The sequence below is a fragment of the Micromonospora sp. CPCC 205539 genome, assembly GCF_036906815.1.
Lineage (GTDB): Bacteria > Actinomycetota > Actinomycetes > Mycobacteriales > Micromonosporaceae > Micromonospora.
Map to the genome: position 1 here is coordinate 100,702 of NZ_JBAKHW010000019.1, position 21,559 is coordinate 122,260.

A 21,559-nucleotide genomic window follows, 5' to 3' on the forward strand; every position below is an offset into this window, starting at 1 on the left:
CAGTCACTGACCCACTTTCCGGCCCGGTGCGTGGCATGACCACGCGCACGACCGGTTTCCCGATCCGGGCGGGGGACCTTCCTGAGGGAGGCGCGGATGTTCGGACAGACGAGCACGACCACACCACCACCCACCGATCGTGGTCTGGAGGACCTCGACGCGGCGGCGATGGCGTACGCGGCCCGAATCGCCGGGCTACCACCCGAGCGGCACGGCGAGGCCCGGGACGATCTGGTCCGCTTCGCGCTGCCGTTCGCCGGTCGACTGGCCCGCCGATACCGGGGGCGCGGGGAGCCGCTGGAGGATTTGGAGCAGGTGGCCCGACTGGGCCTGGTCAACGCCGTCGACCGGTACGACCCGGAACGGGGTTCGTTCACCGCGTACGCGGCGATCACCATCGTCGGTGAGATCAAACGGCACTTCCGGGACCGCACCTGGGGCGTGCACGTGCCCCGTCGGCTGCGCGACCTGATCCTCGAGGTGGGGCAGGCGACCGCCTCGCTGACCAGCGAGTTGTCCCGGGCACCGTCGGTGGCCGAGCTGTCGGCCCGCCTGGAGACGCCGGAGGAGGAGATCCTCGCCGCGCTGGAGTCGGCGGCCGGCTACAGCCCTGCCTCGCTCAACGCCCCCGTGGGCGGGGAGAGCTCCGCCGAGTTCGGTGATCTGGTCGGCGAGTCGGACAACGCGCTGGAATCGGTCGACGACCGGGTGACCGTGAGCGGTCTGCTGCACCGGCTGCCGTGGCGGGAGCGACGGATCCTGGCGATGCGCTTCTACGGCAACCAGACCCAGGCGGAGATCGCCGCCCGGTTCGGCATCTCGCAGATGCACGTGTCCCGGCTGCTGTCGCGGGCGCTGACCTGGCTGCGGCAGGCGATGCTCGCCGACGCGCCGCCGCCGTGGCAGAACGGCGCCGCCGAACCGGACCCGGGCAAGACCCGGATCTCGGTGAAGCAGAACGGCGACCAGGTGGTGGTCGAGGTCGGCGGTGAGGTCGACCGGGACGGCGCCGACCAGCTGCGCCGGGCGATGCTGGAGGCGGTCACCGGCCAGCCGAGCGAGGTGGTCGTCGACCTGGTCGGCGCGGGCGGCTTCGACGCCGGAGGGATCGCCGCGCTGATGGCCGGACGGGACGCGGCGGCCCGCACCGGTGTGCCGCTGCGGCTGACCCGGGTGCAGCCCGCGGTACGCCGGTCACTGACCGCCGCCGGCCTGGCACCCGCCCGAGACTGACCGCACACGTACGCGAAGGGCCGACACCCCACGGGTGCCGGCCCTTCTCCGCGTACCCCTGGTCAGTGCTCTTCGGTGTTGTCGTCGTCGCTGTGCGGGTGCCGCCACCGCTCGTGCGGCTTCGGGGCGTCGTCGCTGTCCTGCGGCGGGTCGCTCTGCTCGAAGCTCGGCCGGCGGACGCCCTCGGGCTCCGGCACGTCCACGGGCCGGGCACCGGACTGCGGCGCCGGTTGGAACGCGGTCGCGTCGCGGGCGCCGTGCGCTCCCTCGGCGGAGGGCGACTCCGGCGTGTGGTGCTCCATCCGAAGCTCCTCGGCGAAGTGCTGCGGCGGCTTGGTGGTGCGCTGCGGCAGGTCGCGGCCCAGGTCGGCGACGAGCGGCCCGTACTTCAGGTCGAAGGCCGGACGCTCCGAGCGGATCCGGGGCATCCGGTCGAAGTTGCGCAGCGGCGGCGGGCAACTGGTCGCCCACTCCAACGAGTTGCCGAAGCCCCACGGGTCGTCCACCGTCACCACCGCCCCGTAGCGCCAGGACTTCCAGGCGTTGTAGATGAAGAACAGGGTGGACAGGCCGAGGATGAAGGCGAAGATGCTGGAGACGGTGTTCAGCGTCGTGAAACCGTCGCTGGGCAGGTAGTCGGCGTACCGGCGGGGCATGCCCTCGGCGCCCAGCCAGTGGTGCACCAGGAAGGTGCCGTGGAAGCCGATGAACATCGTCCAGAAGTGCGCCTTGCCGAGCCGCTCGTCGAGCAGACGCCCGGTCATCTTGGGCCACCAGAAGTAGTAGCCGCCGAAGAGGGCGAACACCACCGTCCCGAAGACCACGTAGTGGAAGTGCGCGACCACGAAGTAGCTGTCGTGCGTGTGCCAGTCGACCGGCGGGCTGGCCAGCAGTACCCCGGTCAGGCCGCCGAGCAGGAAGGTGACCAGGAAGCCGATGGCGAACAGCATCGGCGTCTCGAAGGTGAGCTGGCCCTTCCACATGGTGCCGATCCAGTTGAAGAACTTCACACCGGTGGGCACCGCGATCAGGTAGCTCAGGATGCTGAAGAACGGCAGCAGCACCTGCCCGGTGGCGAACATGTGGTGCGCCCAGACCGTCATGGACAAGACGGTGATGGCGATGGTGGCCAGCACGATCCCGGTGTAGCCGAACAGCGGCTTGCGGGAGAAGACCGGGATGATCTCCGTGATGATGCCGAAGAACGGCAACGCGATGATGTAGACCTCGGGGTGGCCGAAGAACCAGAACAGGTGCTGCCAGAGCATCGGGCCGCCGGTGGCCGCGTCGTACACGTGCGCGTTGAGCAGCCGGTCCGCAGACAGGGCCAGCAGCGCGGCGGCCAGCAGCGGGAAGACCAGGATCACCAGCACGCTGGTGAACAGCATGTTCCAGGTGAAGATCGGCATCCGGAACAGGGTCATCCCGGGGGCGCGCAGGGTCAGGATCGTGGTGATCAGGTTGACCGCTCCGAGGATCGTGCCCAGCCCGGAGATGACCAGGCCGACCACCCACATGTTCGCGCCGACGCCGGGGCTGTTCTCGACACTGCTCAGCGGGTTGTACGCCGTCCAGCCGAAGTCCGCCGAGCCGCCGGGGGTGAGGAACCCGCCGACCACCATCAGCCCGCCGAACAGGTACAGCCAGTAGGCCAGCGCGTTGAGCCGGGGGAACGACACGTCCGGCGCGCCGATCTGGATCGGCACGATGTAGTTGGCGAAGCCGAAGGCCGCCGGGGTGGCGAAGAGCAGCAGCATCGCCGCGCCGTGCGAGGTGAAGAGCTGGTTGTACTGCTCCGAGGAGAGGAACTGCAGCCCCGGCCGGGCCAGCTCGGCCCGCATCAGCATCGCCTGCAGCCCCGCCACCAGGAAGAACCCGAACGACGTCAGCAGATACAGCAGGCCGATCTGCTTGTGGTCGGTCGTGGCGAGGAACTTGATCAGCGAATTGCCGGGGACCGGCGTCCGTAGGGCTCCGGGGAAGCCCCCGAAGCGCGCTGGTGCCAGAATCGCCGGGCCCCGATCGCGACCGGGTTCCGTGGTTACCCGCTTGGGCATGGCTGCTCACCCCGTCGAGAGACAGAAAGGACGGGCGTGCCTACCCGGCCCCCTGACCATGAAACCAGCCCAGAGCGGTAATTTCGGTCAGATCGCCGGTACCCGGTGCAACCACCTCGAACGATCAGGTCGCCGGCAGCATCGCCCAGACGGCCTTGCCCTCACCGGCCGGCACGCTGCCCCACCGCTGCGCCAGCTCCCGGACCAGCATCAACCCGCGCCCGCCCTCGGCGCGCTGATCCGCGGCCGCCGGCCGGGCCGCCGCCCGGCTGCCGTCCACCACGGCCAGATGCAGGTACGGCCGGCGCAGGGTCACCGTCACCTGCATCGGCGTGCCGGCGTGCCGGACCACGTTGCCGACCAGCTCGCTGAGCACCAACGAGGCCGGCCCGGCCGCCTCGGGCAGGTTCCACCGCGCGCACGCGTCGACGACCAGCTCCCGAGCCCGCCGGCAGGCCTCGGCCACCGGTTCGAACCGGGCCCGCAGCCGGGGTGCGGTGGCAGCGCCCGCCGCCCGGGTGGCCTCCGCGCAGTCCAGGGACACCGGGACCGCCCGACACGCGGGGGACTCCGCCATCCAGCGCGCGGTGCCCGGAGGGGGGCCACAGAGCACCACCGGCACGGCGGGCCACTCCTCGGCCCGGCGCGCCGTCGCGGCGAAGACGGACAGCGCCAGCCGGTCACGGACGGTGACGTCGGTGAGGTCGACCACCAGCGCCTCCGGCTCGGTGGCCAGCGCCCCGTCCAGTGCCTGGTGCACCGACCGCATGGTGCCCAGATCCAGTGGACCGGTGAGCCGGACGACCGTGACGGGCACCGTGCTGCGCACCTCGCAGGTGATCCGGCTGGACATCAGGGGCCCTCAATTCGCTGCTCGTTCGGGATCTGCCAACTACCCGAGGCCGAGCTGGATCAAACCGGCGGTGGCCCTGACCTGGGCCGCTCGCCCTCAGCGGCGGACGCGGCCGGTCAGCGTGCCCAGCGCGATCATGCCGAGGCCGAGGCCGAGGTGCAGCCAGCCGTCGGCGCCGTTGACCGGCAGCACGTTCGCCCCGCTGTCATGATCCACGGCCAGTCCGTAGAGCCACAGCACCAGGTAGACCGCCCCGCCGCCGACGAGGAACGCCCGGGCGCCGGTGATCGTACGGGCCAGCGCCAGGCCGGCAACCCCGAACAGCAGGTGCATCAGGTTGTGCAGCACCGACACCTGGAACACGCCGAACAGGTGCGCTCCCGAGCCGTGCCCGGCGAACCGCAGGTCACCCGTGCCGCTGGTGATCCCCGGCACGAAGCCGAGCGCGCCGATCAGCAGGAACAGCACGGCCACGGTCCCGGCCGCTCGGCGCACCGGCGCCCTGCCGTCGGCCGGGTTGGCCCGGGCTCGGGAGTGGGCCATCGGTCCGACCATCACCGACTCCTCAGCTGCGCGGCGGGCGTGGGCGCTGCCGGCTACCCACGGTCACCGCCGGCAAACCCGGCGTACCGGTCAGGCCGGTTGCAGCCGCGGCGTACCGGCCACCTCGCGAACCCGCTGGTACAGCTCGACGTAGCGCTGAGCCATCACGGCGGGGGTGAACCGCTGCGCCGCCACCCGCCGGCACTCGTCGGGGTCGAGCAGGTCGGCCGCCAGCACCAGCTCGCCCAGCTCCTCCTCGTCGGCGGTGAGCAGCCCCGTCCGGCCGTGCTCGATCAGCTCGGGCAGGCAGCCCCGGGAGGTCGCCACGACCGGGGTGCCCAGGGCGAGCGACTCGACCACCGCCGTGCCGCCCGGCTCCTCCCACCGCAGCGGGAACAGCGACGCGCGGGCGCTGGCGAGCAGGTCGTCGCGGGCCTGGCCGGCCACGGTGCCCACCCAGCGGACCAGGTCACCGTCGACGTGCGGCGCGACCTCGTCGAGGAAGAACCGGGCGTCCGGGTTCTGCCTGGCCTCGTCGCCGGCCGCGGCCAGGTCGGCCGGCCGATGGTACGGGCCGACCGGCCCCGCCAGCACCAGCGGGAAACCGACCCGGTGCGCGAGCCGGGCACCCACGTCCTGCCCCTTGCCCGGGTTGATCCGACCGAGGATGAGCAGGTGCTCGCCCTTCTCCGGGCGCGGCCGCCGGTCGGCGTTCACCGCGAGGGGAGTCGACAGGTGCACATGCCCCACCGCGTGCTCCCGCAGCGCGCGCGGCGCACGGGCCAGCTGCGAGGCGGAGACGCCGTTGACCCGCACCCGGTCGCCGCCGTCCAGGCTGTCGTAGAGCGCGGGATGCTTGGCCAGATCCCAGTGCAGGGTGTGCAGGGTCGGCGGGCCGCTCGGCCCCATGGCGGCGAGGGTGGCCAGCCCGACCGCCTCCACGTGGTCGTGCACCAGGTCGATGTCGTCGCGGGAGTGCAGCTCGCGGACCACGCCGGCCAGGTGCGCCTGCGCGATCCCGCACACCTGGTTGTACGGCCGCTGCAACGCGGCGAACTGCCCATCGGGAAAGACCGAGACCCGCTCGTCCGCCGGCAGGGTGCTGCTGCCCACCGAGGCGAGCACCACCCGTACGCCGAGTCGCCGCAGCTCCGGCACCAGCGTGGCGATGACGTTCTCGATGCCGCCGTAGCCGGGCGGCGGCACCGACAGCCACGGACCCGCGTTCATCAGCACGGTGAGATTCGTCGCGCTCACGCCGCGGTCACCCGTCGGCGGGGCACCCGGTGCCGCAGCTCGGCCAACGGTGGCCGTTCCTCGATGGACACGTCGCTCACCACGATCTCGCGGTCGAGGTGCGGCAGCGTGTCCGAACCGCCCCGGCGGAACTGGGTCAGCAGCGCCTCGGGCATCATGCCGGGCGTCGCCCAGCCCCTCCGTTGCAGCCGGGACCAGGCGGTCAACATGATCTGCGCGGACATCCGGCCGAGAGCCGCCGTGTCCTGGTGCCGGTGCTTGCGTTCACCGAGGTCGACCTGCGCCAACGCGTCCAGGCCGACCAAATCCAGCAGGTCGATCAGCATCGCCGTCTCCACCCCGTACCCGGAGACGAACGGCACCTTCTCCAGCACGTCACGCCGGGCCGCGTACTCGCCCGCGAGCGGCTGCACGAAGCCGGCCAGCTCCGGCCAGAAGAGGTTGAGCAACGGCCGGGCCATCAGCTCGGTCACCCGGCCACCGCCGTCCTGCTCCACGCCGGCGGTCCCCACCAACGGCCGGTGGTAGAAGCCCTTCACGAAATCGACTGACGGGTCGGTCAGCAGCGGGCCGAGCAGCCCGCTCACGAAGTGCGGGCGGAACTCCCGCAGGTCGGCGTCGATGAACGCCACCACATCCCCCTCGGCGGCGGCCAGGCCGGCCCAGAGCGCGTCGCCCTTGCCGGTCAACCGCGGCAGCCCACGGGTCATCGCATCCTGGCTGACCACCTCCGCGCCGGCGGCCCGAGCCACCTGCGCCGTACGGTCGGTCGACCGGGAATCCACCACGATCAGCTCGTCGACCAGGGCCACCCGATCCATCAGGTGCTCCCGGATGGTCGACACGATCGCGCCGACCGTGGCCTCCTCGTTGCGCGCCGGCAGCACCACGCTGACCCGGCTCTCCCCCTTGGCCTGCAGTAGCCGTTGCGCCGGCCAGTCAGCCGCCGACGTCGTCCGGTACGTGGCCCACGCCTCCACCACCGGCGACACATTTGATGTCGTATCCCGCACGGGCACCCCTCCCGAATCGTGGGCGGAAATCACCAGCATTGGTAGTTCCCAATCTCCACCCAGCGCTAACCGCTTCCAGGGCAACAGCTTGATCACAAGGGTGACGCGGCCCTGTTCCCTGGGGATGAACGTTTGATTGCGCCCACACCAGGGGAGTGCTCCCATCAGAGCAGATTCCGTCCACGAGGGGGTTATCCGAAATGCGAAACTGCCGGGTGGGTTTGGTGGGCGCCGGCGGAGTGGCACAGCGGCACGCCCGGGTGTTGACCGATTTTGATGACGTTGAATTGATCGGGGTGACCGACGTGGCGCCGGAGGCGGCGACGGCGTTGGCGACCCGTTACGGCGGCCGCGCCTACGGCGACGTCGCCGAGTTGCTGGCCGCCGGCCCGGACGCGGTGTACGTCTGCGTGCCGCCGTTCGCGCACGGCCCCGCCGAGGAGGCGGTGATCGATGCCGGGGTGCCGATGTTCGTGGAGAAGCCCGTCGCGGTCGACCTGAGCACCGCCGAGCGGATCGCGGACCTCATCGCCCAGCGTGGGCTCCTCACCGCCGTCGGGCACCACTGGCGCTACCTGAGCGTGCTCGATCAGGTCCGCGAGCTGCTCGCCGACCGGCCGGTGCGGATGGTCAGTGGCGCCTGGCTCGACAAGGTGCCGCCGGTGGCCTGGTGGGCGCGGCGGGACCGCTCCGGCGGGCCGGTCGTCGAGCAGGCCGCGCACGTGCTGGACCTGATCCGGGCGCTGGTCGGCGAGGTCACCGAGGTCACCGCGTACGGCAACGGCACCCCGCCGCCGGTGGACGGCGCCGACATCGACTCGGTGACCACCGCGGCGTTGCGCTTCGCCAACGGCGCGGTGGGCACGCTCAGCGCGGCCTGCGTGCTCGGCTGGAAGCACCGGGCGGGGCTGGAGATCCTCGCCGACGGGCTGGCCCTGTCGCTTCGCGAGGACGGCCTGCTGATCCGCGACGCAGACGGCGAGCGGCACGTCCCGGCCGACCCGGAGGCCGCCCGGGTGGCGGTGGACCGGGCCTTCGTCGACGCGGTGCGCGGCGTCGGCGACGACGTGCGCGTCCCGTACGCCGAGGCTCTGGGCACCCAGCGGCTCGCCCTCGCGGTGGCCGACTCGGCCCGCAGCGGCCGTACCGTGCGGCTCGTGCCGGCCGCCGCGCCGATGCTGAGCAGTGGGGTGACCGTCAATGCGTGACAAGGTCGTGGTGGTCGCCGGCCCCGGTCGGGTGGAGCTGGTGGAGCAGGCCGCAGAGCCGCTGCGCCCCGGGACCTTCCGGGTCGAGACGCTCTACAGCGGCGTCTCCGCCGGCACCGAGCTGAGCTACGTGAAGGGCACGAATCCCTACCTGAACGTCACCTGGAACGCCGACCTGGGGCTGTTCCAACCGGGCGCGGCGAGCACCCCGTACCCGGTGAACCGGCTCGGCTACATGCAGGTCGGCCGGGTGGTGGAGAGCGCCACCCCGGCGGTCGCGGTGGGCGCGGTCGGCGCGATGACGTACGGGCACCGCACCGGCTGGCTCGCCGACCCGGTCGCCGAGCGGTTCGTTCCCCTGCCCGACGACCTGGACCCGCTACTCGGCGTCTACGTCGCGCACATGGGCCCGATCTGCGCCAACGGCCTGCTGCACGCCGCCGCCGACCTGCACGGCACCGACGTCCGCTCGCTCGGCGACGGGGTGCGCGGCCGGCGGGTGGCGGTGGTCGGCGCGGGTGTGGTGGCGCTGCTGACCGCCCTGTTCGCCCGGCGGCACGGCGCCGCGTCGGTGGTCGTGCTCGACCCCACCCCGCAGCGCCGCCAGGTCGCCGAGGCGTTCGGCCTGGAGACGCTGGACCCGGACGCGGACGATCCGGCGGCGGTGCTCAAGACCCGCTGGGCGCACACCGCCGGTGACCGGGGCGCCGACGTGGTGTTCCAGTGCCGGGGGCAGGCATGGGGGTTGCAGCTCGCCCTGCGGCTGCTGCGGCCGCAGGGCACGGTCATCGACCTGGCCTTCTACCAGGGCGGCGCGGACGCGGTCCGGCTCGGTGAGGAGTTCCACCACAACGGGCTGTCGCTGCGCTGCGCGCAGATCGGCCGGGTGCCGCGTGGGCTCGCACCCACCTGGGACCGGGAACGGCTCTCCGCCGAGACCATCGACCTGCTCGGGGCGTACGGCGACGTGATCCGCAAGCACCTCGTCTCGGCCGTGGTGCCCTTCGACGAGGCGCCCACGCTGCTCACCGACCTGGCCGAGCGCCGACGCCAGGAGTTGCAGGTGGTGCTGTCCGGCTGAGCCGGGGCCGCAGCGCGCCACAGCGGGCTAGCGTTCCGGGCATGAGCACCCCCGAGGGCCGGCCGGTCGGTCTGAGCGCCCTGCTGCCCTACCTGCGCGAGCACCGCGGCACCCTGACCGTGGTCGGTGCGTTGTCGCTGGTCGGCGCGGCGGCTTCGCTGGGCCAGCCGCTGCTCACTCGATCGGTGCTCGACCGGGTCGGCACCGCCCAGGGTGTGTCCGGGCTGGTCGCGGTGCTCGTGGGCCTGGTGGTGCTCGGCGCGGCGATCGGCGGGCTGCGCGACTACCTCCTGCAACGCACCGCCGAAGGGCTGGTGCTGGGCACCCGACGGCGGCTGGCCGGGCACCTGCTGCGGCTGCCCATCGCCGAGTACGACAGCCGACGCACCGGTGACCTGCTCTCCCGGGTGGGCTCGGACACCACCCTGCTGCGGGCGGTGGTCACCTCCGGGCTCTTCGAGACGGTCACCGGTGCCGTGATGGTGCTCGGCGCGGGCACGGCGATGGTGCTGCTCGACCCGCTGCTGTTCGGCGTCACCCTGCTCGGGGTGGCGCTGGGGCTGGGCTTCGCGGCCACCTTCGCCCGGCGGGTCCGGGCGCTGGCGCGTACCGCCCAGGAGCGGATCGGCGAGATGACCTCGGCCGTCGAGCGGTCCATCTCGGCGGCCCGGACCATCCGGGCCAGCCGGGCCGAGACCCGGGAGGCGGACGCCGTCACCGCGAGCGCGCGGGCGGCGTACGAGGCGGGGCTGCGGGTGGCCCGGGTGCAGGCGGTGGTCGGACCCGTCGGCTCGGTCACCGTGCAGGGCGCCTTCCTGCTGGTGCTCGGCATCGGAGGGGCACGGGTGGCCGCCGGGGCGATCACGGTCGGTGACCTGGTCGCCTTCGTCATGTACCTGTTCTTCCTGGCCCTGCCGTTGGGTCAGGTGTTGCGCGCGTACACCCAGTTGCAGTCCGGCCTGGGCGCGCTGCAACGGATCGAGGAGATCCTGACGGTGCCGGCGGAGGGAGCGGCGGACCGGCCGCCGCCCGCCGTCTCGGCGACTCCGCGCCCGCCCGCCCCGATGATCGAGTTCGACCGGGTGGGGTTCGGCTACCCGGGCGGCGCGCCGGTGCTGCACGAGGTCAGCTTCGCGGTGCCGGCTGGCACGCGTACCGCGCTGGTCGGTCCCTCCGGCGCCGGCAAGTCGACGCTGCTCGCCCTGGTCGAGCGCTTCTACGAGGTGACCGCTGGCGCGGTCCGGCTGGACGGCGCCGACGTGCGCGACCTGCCCCGCGACGCGCTGCGGGCCCGGCTGGGCTACGTCGAGCAGGAGGCCCCGGTGCTGGCCGGCACCCTGCGGGAGAACCTGTTGATCACCACGCCGGACGCCAGCGACGAGCGGTTGCACGGCGTGCTCGACGAGGTCAACCTGAGCCATCTGACCGGCCGCACACCGCTGGGCCTGGACGTCCAGGTCGGGGAGGGCGGCGTGCTGCTCTCCGGGGGTGAGCGGCAGCGGCTGGCCATCGCCCGGGCGCTGCTGGCCGGCCCGCCGGTGCTGCTGCTCGACGAGCCGACCAGCAACCTGGACTCCCGTAACGAGGCCGCGCTGCGTCGGGCCATCGACGCGGTGGCCGCCCGCCGGACGCTGTTGATCGTGGCGCACCGGCTCGCCACCGTGGTCGATGCCGACCAGATCGTCGTGCTCGACGGAGGCCGGGTGGTGGCCGTCGGCACCCACGCCGAACTGACCGCCACCGACCCTCTCTACCGGGAGCTGGCCGCCCACCAACTGCTGGTCGGCTGAGCCCGCCGGGGTTCGGTGTCGACATGCCGACGGGTGGTCGGCCGGCCGGGCCGCAGGAGTCGGCTCGAATCGCGTACCGTTGCCGCTCATGGGTGTGTCGCAACGGTTCAAGAGCAAGTTCCGGCGGTTCCTCCAGCGCCCGGGCACGACCGTGGATCTTGCTCCGCTGGAGAAGCTGCTGCCGGCTATCGAGGCGCGCGAGGAGAAGCTCGCCGCGCTGGACGACGCCGAGTTGACCGAGGCGGCCGGTGCCGCCGCCGACTACGAGGCGATCTGCGCGGTCGGCCGCGAGGCCGCCCGGCGCGGCCTCGACCAGCGGCCGTACGACGTGCAGCTGCTCGGCGCGATGGCGCTGCTCTCCGGCAAGGTCGCCGAGATGGCCACCGGTGAGGGCAAGACGCTGACCGCCACGATCGCCGCGTACGGGCACGTTCGGCTCGGCAACGGGCCGGTGCACGTGCTCACCGTCAACGACTACCTGGCCCGCCGCGACGCCCAGTGGATGGAGCCGGTCTACACCCTGCTCGGCCTGACCGTCGGCTGGGTCAACGAGGCGTCCACCCCGCAGGAGCGCCGCGAGGCCTACTCCTGTGACGTCACCTACGTCTCGGTCAGCGAGGCCGGCTTCGACTACCTGCGCGACCAACTGGTCACCGACGTGGAGGACCGGGTCCAGCCGGCGCTGACCACCGCGATCGTGGACGAGGCCGACTCGATCATGATCGACGAGGCTCGGGTGCCGATGGTGCTCGCCGGCGCGGTGCCGGGCGAGCAGGACCCGGTGCACGCCGCCGCCGCGCAGGTGCGCGGGCTGCGCAAGGGCAAGCACTACACGGTCGCTGACGACGGGCGCAGCGTGGCCTTCACCTCCGCCGGCCTGGCCGCCGTCGAGGCCAAGCTCGGCATCGACCTGTACGACGAGGAGCACGTCGAGCAGCTCTCCGCCGTCCACGTGGCGCTGCACGCGCAGACCCTGCTGCACCGCGACGTGGACTACATCGTCCGCGACGGCTCGGTCGAGCTGATCGACGAGATGCGCGGCCGGGTGGCCCAGCGTCGCCGCTGGCCGGACGGTCTGCAGGCGGCCGTCGAGGCCAAGGAGGGCCTGGACGCCACCGCCGAGGGCGAGGTGCTGGGCACCATCGCCATGCAGGCGTACATCGCGCTCTACCCGAAGGTCTGCGGGATGACCGCCACCGCGGTGCTGGTCGGCGACCAGCTCCGGGAGTTCTTCGGCCTCGAGGTCGCGGTGATCCCGCCGAACACCCCGTGCATCCGGGAGGACGAGCCCGACCGCATCTACGCCACCCGGGCCGAGAAGGACGAGGCGCTGATCGACGAGATCCGGCGCTGCCACGAGGCGGGGCGGCCGGTGCTGGTCGGCACCCTCGACGTCAAGGAGTCCGAGGGGCTGGCCGCCGGGCTGAACGCGGCCGGCGTGCCCTGCGTGGTGCTCAACGCCAAGAACGACGACGAGGAAGCGTCGATCATCGCCGAGGCCGGCGCGTACGGCGCGGTGACCGTCTCCACCCAGATGGCCGGCCGGGGCGTCGACATCCGGCTCGGCGGCAGCGACCAGTCCGACCAGGAGCGGGTCGCCGAGCTGGGCGGGCTGTACGTCATCGGCAGCGGCCGGCACGACAGCCGCCGGGTGGACGACCAGCTGCGTGGCCGGGCCGGCCGGCAGGGCGACCCGGGTGGCTCGGTCTTCTTCGTCAGCCTGGAGGACGACCTCGTCGTCCGGCACGCCGCCGACGCGGTGCCGGCATCGCCCCGGATGAACGCCGACGGCCTCGTCACCGACGAGCAGGTGGACTACGCGGTGGAGCACGCTCAGCGGGTCGCCGAGGGCGTCAACCACGAGATCCACCGCAACACCTGGCGCTACAGCGTGGTGATCGAGCAGCAGCGCAAGGCCCTCGCCGAGCGGCGGGAGCGGCTGCTGACCAGCGACATCGCCGCTGTCATGCTGCTCGAGAAGGAGCCCGAGCGGGCCGGCGAGATGGACGAGGAGCTGCTCGCCCAGGCGGCCCGGTCGATCGCGCTGTTCCACCTCGACCGGCTCTGGGCCGAGCACCTCGCCGAGCTGTCCGAGGTCCGCGAGGGCGTCCACCTGCGCGCGCTGGGCCGGCTCGACCCGCTGGACGAGTTCCACCGGGCCGCGGTGCCGGCGTTCAACGACCTGATCCCCGAGATCGAGGCCCGGACGCTGGCCACCTTCAACGAGGCCGAGATCGACGAGGACTGGGAGCCCGAGGACGGCGCCCTCGTCCGACCGACGGCCACCTGGACGTACCTGGTGCACGACAACCCGTTCGGCTCCGAGCTGGACCGGCTCATCGCCTCCATCGGGCGGCGGCTCAGCGGCGCTCGCTGACCCACCGGGGGTACGGCTTCCGGGGCCCCTGTCGCACGTCCGCGTGCCGCAGGGGCCCCGATTTACGCCGTTTCGACCCCGGTCGCCGAGGGTAGAAGGCCGGGTCCGTCAAATCGGGAGAGAGCAGACGATGACACAGGCGTACGGGGGCTGTCGACCGATGGACCGGGACCTGCGGGAGCCGGTGGGGGAGCGCCTCGGCGTGCTGGAGACCGCCGCGCTGCTGCGTGAACTGACCGCTGGCCTGATCGCGCTGACCGACTTTGATCAGGCGCTGCTGGCGCTCGTCCGGGTCACCCGGGACGCGGTGGCGGGCGTGCGCTGGTGCGGGTTCACCGCCCTGCGGGCCGGCGAGCCGGCCGGGGTGGCCGCCTCCGACGAGCGGCTGGCCGGCCTCGACGACCTGCGACACGGCCCGGATTCGCCGGCGATGAGCGCGATCCGACGCCGCGAGATGATCCTCGCCGCCGACCTGACCGACGAATCCCGCTGGCCGGCCTGGACGGCGCGGGCCCGCGACCTCGGGGTACACGGGGTGATCTCCGCGCCGGTGGACATCGACGACCAGGTGATCGGCGCGATCAACCTGTACGCCGGAGCACCCGACCTGCTCACCCCACAGCACCAGCTCACCGCGATGCTGCTCGCCGAGCACGCCGGCCTGCTGTTGGCCGCGGTCCGCGACCGGGGCCGGCAGGTGGTGTTCGCCGGCGAGCGGGACGCCTCGCTGCTCCAGGACGGCGTGGTGGGGCAGGCCGTCGGCGTGATCATGACGCAGCGTGGGTGCCCACCGGCCGAGGCCCTCGAGGTGCTGCGCTCCGCGGCGTCCTCGCTGGCCATCCCGCTGCGCGAGGTGGCCGAGCGGCTGGTCCGGACCGTGTCCCGCCCCCGCGACAACTAACCCGTCCGCCCGCCCGCCCGGCCTGGATGGCCTGATTGTCGGTGGGCCATCCAGGCCGCGGCCCCGCGGACGGTGCGCCGCGGTCGGGTGGGCCGCGGTCGGGTGGGCCGCAGTCGGGTGGGCCGCGTCCGGGCGGGTGATCGACTCGGTATCGGTGATGTGGGGGTGTCCGGGCGGGTGATCGACTCGGTATCGGTGATGGAGGGGTGTCCGGATGGCGGGGATGCCGCGATTTCGCCGAAGTCGAGTTGATCTGGTGCCTGGTTCGCCGGGCCGGCCGGCCACTCGGGGCCTACCCGCGGTTGATCGACTCCGTTTCGGTGATGTGGGGGTGTCCGGGTCCTCGGGATGCCCCGATATCGCCGACGTCGAGTCGATCAGGGGCCGCGCCACTCACGCCCGCGCTGCGTGCCACTCGCGCCCGCGCTGCTGCTCGTTGTCCGTGCCGGGCCCGGGGAACTGACCGGACCCGGCTCCGGGCTCAGGCGTTGTAGCCGCCGTGGGCGTCCAGCACCGCGCCCGTGACGTACGACGCGGCGGGACTCGCCAGGAAGCCGATCGCCGCGGCGATCTCGTCGGGGTGACCCATGCGCTGCAGGGACAGCGAGCTGACGAGAGCCTTGAGGGTCTCCGGGTCCGGCGGCTCCATGCCGCTCTCCATCAGCCCGGCCTCGACGACGTTGGCCGTGATGCCTCGGTGCCCGAGGTCCCGCGCGACGCCCATGGTGTACCGCTCGATGCCCGACTTGGTCGCCGAGTAGTCGGCGAGACCCGGAAGGCCGACCCGGGAGCCCAGCCCGGAGCTCACCGTGATGATGCGGCCGTCGGCGCGCAGCACCCGGGAGGCGGCCCGGATGATGGCGATCACGCCGAGGTAGTTGGTGGCGTGCATCCGGTCCAGCGCGGCCGTGTCGACGTCCGGGTCGTCCACCGTGCGGCCCTGCTCCGGCGAGATCGCCGCGTTGTTCACCAGGATGTCCAGACCGCCGAATTCTGCGACCACGTCCTCGATCAGTGCCGGCGCTCCGCTCAGGTCGGCCTGGTCGGATTGGAAGGCGGCAATCTTCGTACCCTTCGCGCGCACCTCGTCGACGACGGCCTGTGCCCGGCTCACCGAGCTGACATAGGTGAAGGCGACGTCGGCGCCCTTCTCGGCCAGCAGCCGTACGGTGGCGGCTCCCAGCCCGCGGGAGCCTCCGGTGACCAGGGCGACCTTGCCCGTCAGTGGCTTGTCCATTCGTCCCACCTCGCGTGTTGATCCGTCAGGAGGTCGTAACGTTAATAGTTACAACCGGCCAGTCGCAACAACTTCTGTTACGACGTGGCGGTCGTAACATGGAGCGTTACCTCGGAAGGGAGAGGGCCATGAGCGCCAACAGCAGGTTGACCATCGCCGCCCACGCGTTGGCCTGGATCGGCCTCTACCAGCGCCAGGGTCACGCGGTCGCCACGTCCGAGCAGATCGCGACCAGCGCGAACACCAACCCGGTGGTGATCAGGCGGCTCCTCGGTGAGCTGCGCAGGGCCGGATTCGTGGAGTCCCGACGTGGCGGAGGCGCCGGTTGGTCGCTGGCGCGCGAGCTGGAGTCGATCACCCTGCTCGACGTGTACGAGGCGGTGGAGCCCGGGCCGCTGTTCGCGATGCACCGCGCCACTCCCGACCAGGAATGCGTGGTGGGCTACGGCATCCAGCCAGCGATGCAGGGCATCTACGACGGTATCGAGGAGTCGCTGCGGCGCGAGCTGGCCCGCGTCACGCTCCAGGACGTCCTCCGGGACGTCCTGGCGGCGCCGCGCTAACCCGCCCGACCGGCCGCGCTAACCCGCCCGACCGGCCGCGCTAACCCGCCCGACCGGCCGCGCTAACCCGCCCGACCGGCCGCGCTAACCCGCCCGACCGGCCGCGCTAACCCGCCCGACCGGCCGCGCTAACCCGCCCGACCGGCCGCGCTAACCCGCCCGACCGGCCGCGCTGATCGCCCGCCCGGCCGCGCTGACCCGCCCGCCCGGCCGTGATGGGCCTACCCCGGGCGGGCCGGGCTCCGCGGCGACAGCCGCCCGGCTGCCCTTTCTGTCGCTGGGTGGCGAGTCGGGCGGTGTCGTTTCGCCACGCTGGCGCTCGGGTAGCACTCTGGTCTCAGAGCTGCGCCGACCCGGGGAGGCCCCGATGCAGAGCCGGCTGCGAGTGCAGGGCCACCCGATCCAACCGATGCTGGTGACGTTCCCGTTCGGGCTCTTCGTCAGCGCGACCGTCTTCGACCTCACCGACGTCGCCGGTGGGCCGGCCTTCCTGGGCGAGGTCGGTTACTGGACCGGTGTCGCCGCGCTGTTCGCCGCCGCGCTGACCGTGGTGGCCGGCATGGTCGACCTCTGGGACGTCCCCGGTGACCGCACCCGCCGGACCGCGATCGCCTTCAACCTGGTGAACGCGGCGATGGCCGGCATGTTCCTGGTCGCCTGTCTGGTCCGGGCCCATTCCCCGGAGCGCGGCGCGTCGGTCGCGATTCTGGTCACCGAGCTGGTCGCGCTGGCCGTGGGCGGAATCGGCGTACGGCTGGGGGCCCGGCTGATGCGCCAGTTCGACACCGGCCGGGCCGAGGCCGGCAGCCTGGATGCGCTGGCCGGTGCTCCCGTCGAGATCGCCCGCCCCCGCCCCTGACCCGTGCGCTGCCGACACCGGGCGCAGCCGCCGAGGTGCGGCCAGTCTCGATGATCATGAGGTTGGCGGGCGGCAGACGGCCGAATTCGCCCGTCAACCTCATGATCATCGCGTTCAGGCCGCCGACACGTCCACGCGTCCTGCTGACGGGTTAGTGGTGGTGGGTTTGGTGGTGGGTCGCTAGGACGTCGGCGCCGAAGTCGCTGTCGGGGCGGCGCAGGACGGTGTGCGCGTGGTTGCCGTCCTCGGTGGTGTTGTCGTACTCGATCAGCAGGTCGTCGCCCTGGACCCGGTAGTAGTGCCGCTGCCCGGGGCGGGTCGGGCCGGCCCAGGCGAAGTGCAGGTGGCCGCCGTCGAGGCGGCGCGCTTCGCGGACGGCCAGCTCCGGCGGCAGCCGGTCCAGGTAGAGCGCCACGACCTGGTCGAGCAGCGCCCGGCCGGTCGGCCCGAGCCGGTCGGCCGGCACGCCGAGCGGCTCCAGCGGCCCGTCGACCTGCTGGCGGGTGGCGCTGATGATGTCCGTGGGCGCCTCGTCGGCGATGATCGCGGCGGCTCGGCCGGCCGGGCCCAGAGCGTCGAGCAGGGCGCGGGCCAGGTCCTCCTCGATGCCGAGTGGCCGGGAGACGGGGCGCCCCGCGTACCGGACCGCCGCCGGGTTGGCACCGAAGAAGATCGGCGCGGGGGAGACCTGGTCGTCGACCACGGTCATGTTCACCGACAGGTGGTGCCCCTCCAGCCGCCACGCCCAGCGGTCGTCGCGCGCCGGGTCGCCGAATACGGCGATCCAGTAGTCGCCGCTGTGCCGGCCCCGCCGCCAGCCCTCGGTCCGGTCCAGCACCTCCTCCAGCGCGATGATCGCCATCGCCTGCGCGTACGCCGACGGGCTGAGCGCGGTGGCCAGCAGCCGATGCGCGGCCTTGCGCCCGGCGACGTCCAGCTCCGCGAGGCAGACGCCGGGGCGCGGCCGGGGCCGGTACTCCAGCCAGCGGCGGGCCGCCTCGTCGTCGAAGGGGTACGCGGCGCTCGCTCGGGCCGCCGGATCGAGCGCGGTCAGCAGCGCGACGCCGGCCGCGCGCATCTGCTCGGGCAGAGGATCTTCCACCGACCCTGTATACCGGCCCGCCGAGGCCCGCGTCAGCCGGCGCGCAGCAGCTCGGCCATCTCCGGCAGGTTGAAGAAGTGCGCCGTCTCCGCCGCGGACGGCTCGCCGTGTGCAGGGTCGGCGCCCGCGGCGAGCAGCGCGCGGACCGCGTCGGTGCTGCTGCGGAAGACCGCCGCGGCCAGCGCCGTCTGGCCCCGGTCGTTGGTCCGCGAGTGGTCGGCGCCGCGGGCCAGCAGGGCGGCCACCGTGGCCGGTTGAGCGTGGTACGCGGCCAGGATCAGCAGCGTGTCGCCCCGGTCGTTGGTCAGGTTGATCGGCAGCCCGGCGTCGAGCTGTGCCGCCAGCTCCTCGGTGGAGCCCGCGCGGGCGAGGTCGAACATCCGGTGCGCGAACGCCAGCGTCTCGGCGTCGAGGTCGTCGGTCACCAGTCCAGATTAGTCGCCGGGACCCCGCAGGTCGCTCGGCCGGCGCGTGGGGGAGGTCCCGAGCCCGCCCGCCGCGTCCCGACAGGTGGAATTACCTACTAAACCTATAGGGTTTGACGGATAGAGTGCGGGAGCACCCCGCCGAACGACCCGCGAGGACCGTCATGGACCACCAACGCCCAGAGCTCGACCTGCTCGCCGTCGCCGCCCGATGGGCCGACCCGGCCGGTTGGCCGGTCTCGCTGTGCTTCGACCCTGTCGAGCGCTGGTACGCGCGCCTCGCCGCCGACGCCGACCACGAGGTGTGGGCGCTGAGTTGGCTGCCCGGGCAGGGCACCGACCTGCACGACCACGGCGGCTCCTCCGGAGGGTTCCGGGTCGTCGCCGGCGCGCTCACCGAGGAGGTCGTCACCGGCGGCCGGTTGCGTCCACGCCTGCTGGTCACCGGCTCGGGTCGCCGCTTCGGCCCCCGGCACGTGCACGTGGTGACCAACCGGGGCGACGTCCCGGCGGTCAGCGTGCACGTCTACCGGCCCGCCCTGACCCGGATGACCCGCTACCACCTCGTCGACGGCCGGCTGCGGGTCGCCGAGGTCGCCGAGGCCGGGCGGTCCTGGTGAGCGCCGACCTGCCACGAACCACCCCTGTCGTCGGAAGGAATCGAGAAATGCAGGTAACCGCCGCCCGCTGTCCGGCCCCCGTGCCGCCGCCGGGCTCCCGGGGCATCGACGAGATCCTGGCCGCCGCGCGCGCCCGGCTCGACCGGCTGGACCCGGAGCGGGCCCACCTGGCGTACCGGGCCGGTGCGCTGCTGGTCGACATCCGCCCGGCCGCCCAGCGGGCCGCGCACGGCATGGTGCCGGGCTCGCTCACGGTCGAGCGCAACGTTCTGGAGTGGCGCTTCGACCCGCGCTGCCCGGCGCGGCTGCCACAGGCGGTCGACTACGACGTCCCCGTGGTGATCATCTGCCAGGAGGGCTACACCTCGTCGCTGGCCGCCGCCGCCCTGCAGGACATCGGCCTGCACCGGGCCACCGACGTGGACGGTGGGTTCGCCGCCTGGCGGATCGCCGGTCTGCCGGCCCTCGGCCCGACCCCGCTGCACCGCGCGTCCCCCCTCGCGTCCCCGGTGACCGCCGGCCGGGCGCTCCGCTGACCGCCACGCCTCACCCGGCGTGGCGGGCGTACCGCCAGTTTCAGGAGGCACCATGTCCGCCGTCGCCAGCTTCGCGCGCCCCCATCCCACGGGTCGCCCCGACCGGGCCGCTCCCGCCCGCCAGCGCACCGGCCCGACCCTCACCATCACCCTCGACCTCGCCCCGGGGCCGCTGAGCCCTCGGCTGGCCCGGCTGGTGCAACTGCTCAGTGAGCTGGCCGAGGCGGGGGAGGGCCAGCTGCGTACCGCTGATGTTGTCCCGGGCCCGCGGCCCGTCCCGGACCGTGCGCGTCCCACCGAGGTGGGGTCCGTCGGGGTGGCGGCCGACGCGGCCGACGGAGATCCGGTACGCATCCTGGCCGGCTCCCGGATGGTCCGTCGGGGCGATGAGGTGATCGCGCTGACCCGCATCGAGTACGAGCTGCTGCTGTTCCTGGCCGAGCGGCCGCGCCGGGTCTTCACCCGCCTCCAACTGCTCTCCAGCGTCTGGGGCTACGAGCACGCCGTGGCCCGGACGGTGGACGTGCACGTCCGGCGGCTCCGCGCCAAGCTGGCCGGCGCCGAGCTGGTCACCACGGTGTACGGGGTGGGCTACCGGCTGGCCGACGAGGCCCCGATCATCGTGGACCACAGCCGGTGAGCGCCGGCCGGCCGGCGGCCCGCGGGCGGTGGACCTGGCAGTGGTGAACGGGACGGGGACCCCCGTATCGGGTCATCTCGGCGGCTCTGCTGTAATCATCGGGCGTCGTACGCAGAGCGAGCATTCGGCTCCGATGTGTTCGTCAATTGTCACATTCATGCAACGCAGCCGCCTCTTGACCCTCGCCCGGGCGCCGGGAAACATCGATGAAGCGGCATCCCGGGCCGTGGGGAGATACCCGGATCAGCCCAAGGAGGACCATGTCGGTCAGCCCCGCCTCGTCGCGCGCCGGATGGCATACGTCCCAACCCGCGGTCCCCGGTCGGCCCCCGGGCGGCCAACGCCGCCCGTCGAACACCACCGCCGCACCCATGATCACCGTGACGCTGTCCATCCCGCTGGCCTGCGAGGAGTCGCTGACCCCACCGGCGCGTCGGCTGCTCGAGGCGGCCCGCGAGCTGCTGGAACGCGGTGAGGGCGTGATCACCAGCTCGGTCCCTGCCGACCGCCGCCCCGACGCGACCCCGCCCAGCCGGCCGCCCAGCCGGCCACTCACCCCGACCATTCCGGCGCTGCACATCCTCGCCTCGTCCCGGTCGGTGCTGCGCGACGACAGTCCGCTGCCCCTGACCCGGCTGGAGTTCGACCTGCTGCTGCACCTGGTCGCCCACCCCCGTCGGGTGTTCACCCGGCTGCAACTGCTCAACGCCGTGTGGGGCTACGAACACGCGGGCGTCCGCACCGTCGACGTGCACGTCCGCCGGCTGCGGGGCAAGGTCGGCGTGGACGTCCCCCTGGTCACGACCGTCTACGGGGTGGGCTACCGGCTCGCCGACGACGCCCTGGTCACCGTCGACCGCACCGGCTGACGGCGGGTCGGCTCACGCCGAAGTTCCCGGCTCCCGCACGCTCGCGCTCGTCCCCGGTTGGAGCGTCGCCTCGGAGGTGCGTGATCGCGCTCGATCCTGGATGTAGTGGCCTTGTAGGCGTGCGTGACCACTAGATCCAGGATCGAGCGCGACCTTGGGCGTGCCCGGCTCGCTTGATCGACACGAGGTCGGCGATATCGCGGTCTCCCGTCGCGCCAGACACCGCGATATCGGTGAACTCGAGTGGATCATCGCCAAGACGACGACCGGACACCGCCTGCACGATCGCGGGGCGCCGGGCCGTGGGCGCGGAGCCGGGGCGCGGGGACGTGGCGCGCGGCGCAAGGCGGACACGGGGTGTGCGGGCGCGGTGGGCGCACGAGGTGGCGTGGGGG

The 21,559-nt window shown here is 72.9% G+C and carries 20 protein-coding genes; 12 read left to right on the top strand and 8 right to left on the bottom strand.

The window, feature by feature from the left end; translation table 11 throughout:
• Positions 1–96 precede the first annotated feature (96 nt).
• The gene (locus V6V47_RS18540; protein ID WP_334629522.1) at positions 97–1,233 is read left to right on the top strand and encodes a SigB/SigF/SigG family RNA polymerase sigma factor; all 1,137 of its coding nucleotides are present in this window, start codon (positions 97–99) and stop codon (positions 1,231–1,233) included.
• Between the two features lie 62 nt (positions 1,234–1,295).
• Here the strand turns inward: V6V47_RS18540 and ctaD are convergent, their stop codons facing one another.
• From ctaD to V6V47_RS18565, 5 genes are all read right to left on the bottom strand, one after another.
• Positions 1,296–3,290, bottom strand: a complete 1,995-nt coding sequence (ctaD, locus tag V6V47_RS18545) for an aa3-type cytochrome oxidase subunit I (protein ID WP_334629523.1) — start codon at positions 3,288–3,290, stop codon at positions 1,296–1,298.
• Between the two features lie 124 nt (positions 3,291–3,414).
• The gene (locus tag V6V47_RS18550; RefSeq protein WP_334629524.1) at positions 3,415–4,143 is read right to left on the bottom strand and encodes an ATP-binding protein; all 729 of its coding nucleotides are present in this window, start codon (positions 4,141–4,143) and stop codon (positions 3,415–3,417) included.
• Between the two features lie 96 nt (positions 4,144–4,239).
• Positions 4,240–4,698 (bottom strand): DUF4383 domain-containing protein, encoded by a 459-nt coding sequence (locus tag V6V47_RS18555; RefSeq protein WP_334629525.1) that lies wholly within the window; start codon positions 4,696–4,698, stop codon positions 4,240–4,242.
• A gap of 78 nt (positions 4,699–4,776) precedes the next feature.
• On the bottom strand, positions 4,777–5,916 hold the full coding sequence (locus tag V6V47_RS18560; RefSeq protein WP_334629572.1) for a glycosyltransferase: 1,140 nt from the start codon (positions 5,914–5,916) through the stop codon (positions 4,777–4,779).
• Positions 5,917–5,939: 23 nt separating this feature from the next.
• Entirely contained in the window at positions 5,940–6,956 is a 1,017-nt protein-coding gene (locus V6V47_RS18565) for a glucosyl-3-phosphoglycerate synthase (RefSeq protein ID WP_334629526.1), read from the bottom strand.
• Between the two features lie 200 nt (positions 6,957–7,156).
• On the opposite strand from V6V47_RS18565, the gene V6V47_RS18570 reads away from it, so the two are divergent.
• From V6V47_RS18570 to V6V47_RS18590, 5 genes are all read left to right on the top strand, one after another.
• Positions 7,157–8,164: a Gfo/Idh/MocA family protein gene (locus tag V6V47_RS18570; protein WP_334629527.1), complete on the top strand. Its 1,008-nt coding sequence runs from the start codon at positions 7,157–7,159 to the stop codon at positions 8,162–8,164.
• Positions 8,157–9,245 carry a zinc-dependent alcohol dehydrogenase gene (locus tag V6V47_RS18575; protein WP_334629528.1) on the top strand — a complete coding sequence of 363 codons (1,089 nt, stop codon included), beginning with the start codon at positions 8,157–8,159 and terminating at the stop codon, positions 9,243–9,245. The genes V6V47_RS18570 and V6V47_RS18575 overlap by 8 nt, the downstream gene beginning before the upstream one ends.
• Positions 9,246–9,286: 41 nt before the next feature.
• Positions 9,287–11,035, top strand: coding sequence for an ABC transporter ATP-binding protein (locus V6V47_RS18580; protein ID WP_334629529.1), 1,749 nt, complete (start codon positions 9,287–9,289; stop codon positions 11,033–11,035).
• 88 nt (positions 11,036–11,123) lie between these two features.
• The gene (gene secA2 / locus V6V47_RS18585; RefSeq protein ID WP_334629530.1) at positions 11,124–13,412 is read left to right on the top strand and encodes an accessory Sec system translocase SecA2; all 2,289 of its coding nucleotides are present in this window, start codon (positions 11,124–11,126) and stop codon (positions 13,410–13,412) included.
• Between the two features lie 160 nt (positions 13,413–13,572).
• Positions 13,573–14,313: a GAF and ANTAR domain-containing protein gene (locus V6V47_RS18590; protein ID WP_334629531.1), complete on the top strand. Its 741-nt coding sequence runs from the start codon at positions 13,573–13,575 to the stop codon at positions 14,311–14,313.
• A gap of 481 nt (positions 14,314–14,794) precedes the next feature.
• Here V6V47_RS18590 and V6V47_RS18595 read toward each other — a convergent pair whose 3' ends face one another.
• Positions 14,795–15,550 carry an SDR family NAD(P)-dependent oxidoreductase gene (locus V6V47_RS18595; RefSeq protein ID WP_334629532.1) on the bottom strand — a complete coding sequence of 252 codons (756 nt, stop codon included), beginning with the start codon at positions 15,548–15,550 and terminating at the stop codon, positions 14,795–14,797.
• A 128-nt stretch (positions 15,551–15,678) separates the two neighbouring features.
• On the opposite strand from V6V47_RS18595, the gene V6V47_RS18600 reads away from it, so the two are divergent.
• Entirely contained in the window at positions 15,679–16,113 is a 435-nt protein-coding gene (locus V6V47_RS18600) for an Rrf2 family transcriptional regulator (protein WP_334629533.1), read from the top strand.
• Positions 16,114–16,480: 367 nt separating this feature from the next.
• The gene (locus V6V47_RS18605; protein ID WP_334629534.1) at positions 16,481–16,972 is read left to right on the top strand and encodes a DUF2231 domain-containing protein; all 492 of its coding nucleotides are present in this window, start codon (positions 16,481–16,483) and stop codon (positions 16,970–16,972) included.
• A 151-nt stretch (positions 16,973–17,123) separates the two neighbouring features.
• Here V6V47_RS18605 and V6V47_RS18610 read toward each other — a convergent pair whose 3' ends face one another.
• A complete protein-coding gene (locus V6V47_RS18610) occupies positions 17,124–18,074 on the bottom strand; it encodes a DUF3500 domain-containing protein (protein ID WP_334629535.1) in 951 nt (316 codons plus the stop codon).
• Between the two features lie 32 nt (positions 18,075–18,106).
• A complete protein-coding gene (locus V6V47_RS18615) occupies positions 18,107–18,499 on the bottom strand; it encodes an ankyrin repeat domain-containing protein (protein ID WP_334629536.1) in 393 nt (130 codons plus the stop codon).
• Positions 18,500–18,663: 164 nt separating this feature from the next.
• On the opposite strand from V6V47_RS18615, the gene V6V47_RS18620 reads away from it, so the two are divergent.
• The 4 genes from V6V47_RS18620 (at position 18,664) to V6V47_RS18635 (ending at position 21,164) form a co-directional block, all read left to right on the top strand.
• Positions 18,664–19,119, top strand: a complete 456-nt coding sequence (locus tag V6V47_RS18620) for a cysteine dioxygenase (protein WP_334629537.1) — start codon at positions 18,664–18,666, stop codon at positions 19,117–19,119.
• 47 nt (positions 19,120–19,166) lie between these two features.
• Positions 19,167–19,655, top strand: a complete 489-nt coding sequence (locus tag V6V47_RS18625) for a rhodanese-like domain-containing protein (RefSeq protein ID WP_334629538.1) — start codon at positions 19,167–19,169, stop codon at positions 19,653–19,655.
• A gap of 52 nt (positions 19,656–19,707) precedes the next feature.
• Positions 19,708–20,295 (top strand): winged helix-turn-helix domain-containing protein, encoded by a 588-nt coding sequence (locus tag V6V47_RS18630; RefSeq protein WP_334629539.1) that lies wholly within the window; start codon positions 19,708–19,710, stop codon positions 20,293–20,295.
• Between the two features lie 260 nt (positions 20,296–20,555).
• Entirely contained in the window at positions 20,556–21,164 is a 609-nt protein-coding gene (locus tag V6V47_RS18635) for a winged helix-turn-helix domain-containing protein (RefSeq protein WP_334629540.1), read from the top strand.
• Positions 21,165–21,559 lie beyond the last annotated feature (395 nt).

Coding starts and splice junctions, on each gene's coding strand:
- V6V47_RS18560 (WP_334629572.1), bottom strand. CDS start 5,916: ATGAACGCGGGTCCGTGGCTGTCGGTGCCGCCGCCCGGCTACGGCGGC.
- V6V47_RS18540 (WP_334629522.1), top strand. CDS start 97: ATGTTCGGACAGACGAGCACGACCACACCACCACCCACCGATCGTGGT.
- V6V47_RS18605 (WP_334629534.1), top strand. CDS start 16,481: ATGCAGAGCCGGCTGCGAGTGCAGGGCCACCCGATCCAACCGATGCTG.
- V6V47_RS18570 (WP_334629527.1), top strand. CDS start 7,157: ATGCGAAACTGCCGGGTGGGTTTGGTGGGCGCCGGCGGAGTGGCACAG.
- ctaD (WP_334629523.1), bottom strand. CDS start 3,290: ATGCCCAAGCGGGTAACCACGGAACCCGGTCGCGATCGGGGCCCGGCG.
- V6V47_RS18555 (WP_334629525.1), bottom strand. CDS start 4,698: ATGGTCGGACCGATGGCCCACTCCCGAGCCCGGGCCAACCCGGCCGAC.
- V6V47_RS18600 (WP_334629533.1), top strand. CDS start 15,679: ATGAGCGCCAACAGCAGGTTGACCATCGCCGCCCACGCGTTGGCCTGG.
- V6V47_RS18595 (WP_334629532.1), bottom strand. CDS start 15,550: ATGGACAAGCCACTGACGGGCAAGGTCGCCCTGGTCACCGGAGGCTCC.
- V6V47_RS18620 (WP_334629537.1), top strand. CDS start 18,664: ATGGACCACCAACGCCCAGAGCTCGACCTGCTCGCCGTCGCCGCCCGA.
- V6V47_RS18550 (WP_334629524.1), bottom strand. CDS start 4,143: ATGTCCAGCCGGATCACCTGCGAGGTGCGCAGCACGGTGCCCGTCACG.
- V6V47_RS18635 (WP_334629540.1), top strand. CDS start 20,556: ATGTCGGTCAGCCCCGCCTCGTCGCGCGCCGGATGGCATACGTCCCAA.
- V6V47_RS18575 (WP_334629528.1), top strand. CDS start 8,157: ATGCGTGACAAGGTCGTGGTGGTCGCCGGCCCCGGTCGGGTGGAGCTG.
- V6V47_RS18630 (WP_334629539.1), top strand. CDS start 19,708: ATGTCCGCCGTCGCCAGCTTCGCGCGCCCCCATCCCACGGGTCGCCCC.
- V6V47_RS18625 (WP_334629538.1), top strand. CDS start 19,167: ATGCAGGTAACCGCCGCCCGCTGTCCGGCCCCCGTGCCGCCGCCGGGC.
- V6V47_RS18590 (WP_334629531.1), top strand. CDS start 13,573: ATGGACCGGGACCTGCGGGAGCCGGTGGGGGAGCGCCTCGGCGTGCTG.
- secA2 (WP_334629530.1), top strand. CDS start 11,124: ATGGGTGTGTCGCAACGGTTCAAGAGCAAGTTCCGGCGGTTCCTCCAG.
- V6V47_RS18580 (WP_334629529.1), top strand. CDS start 9,287: ATGAGCACCCCCGAGGGCCGGCCGGTCGGTCTGAGCGCCCTGCTGCCC.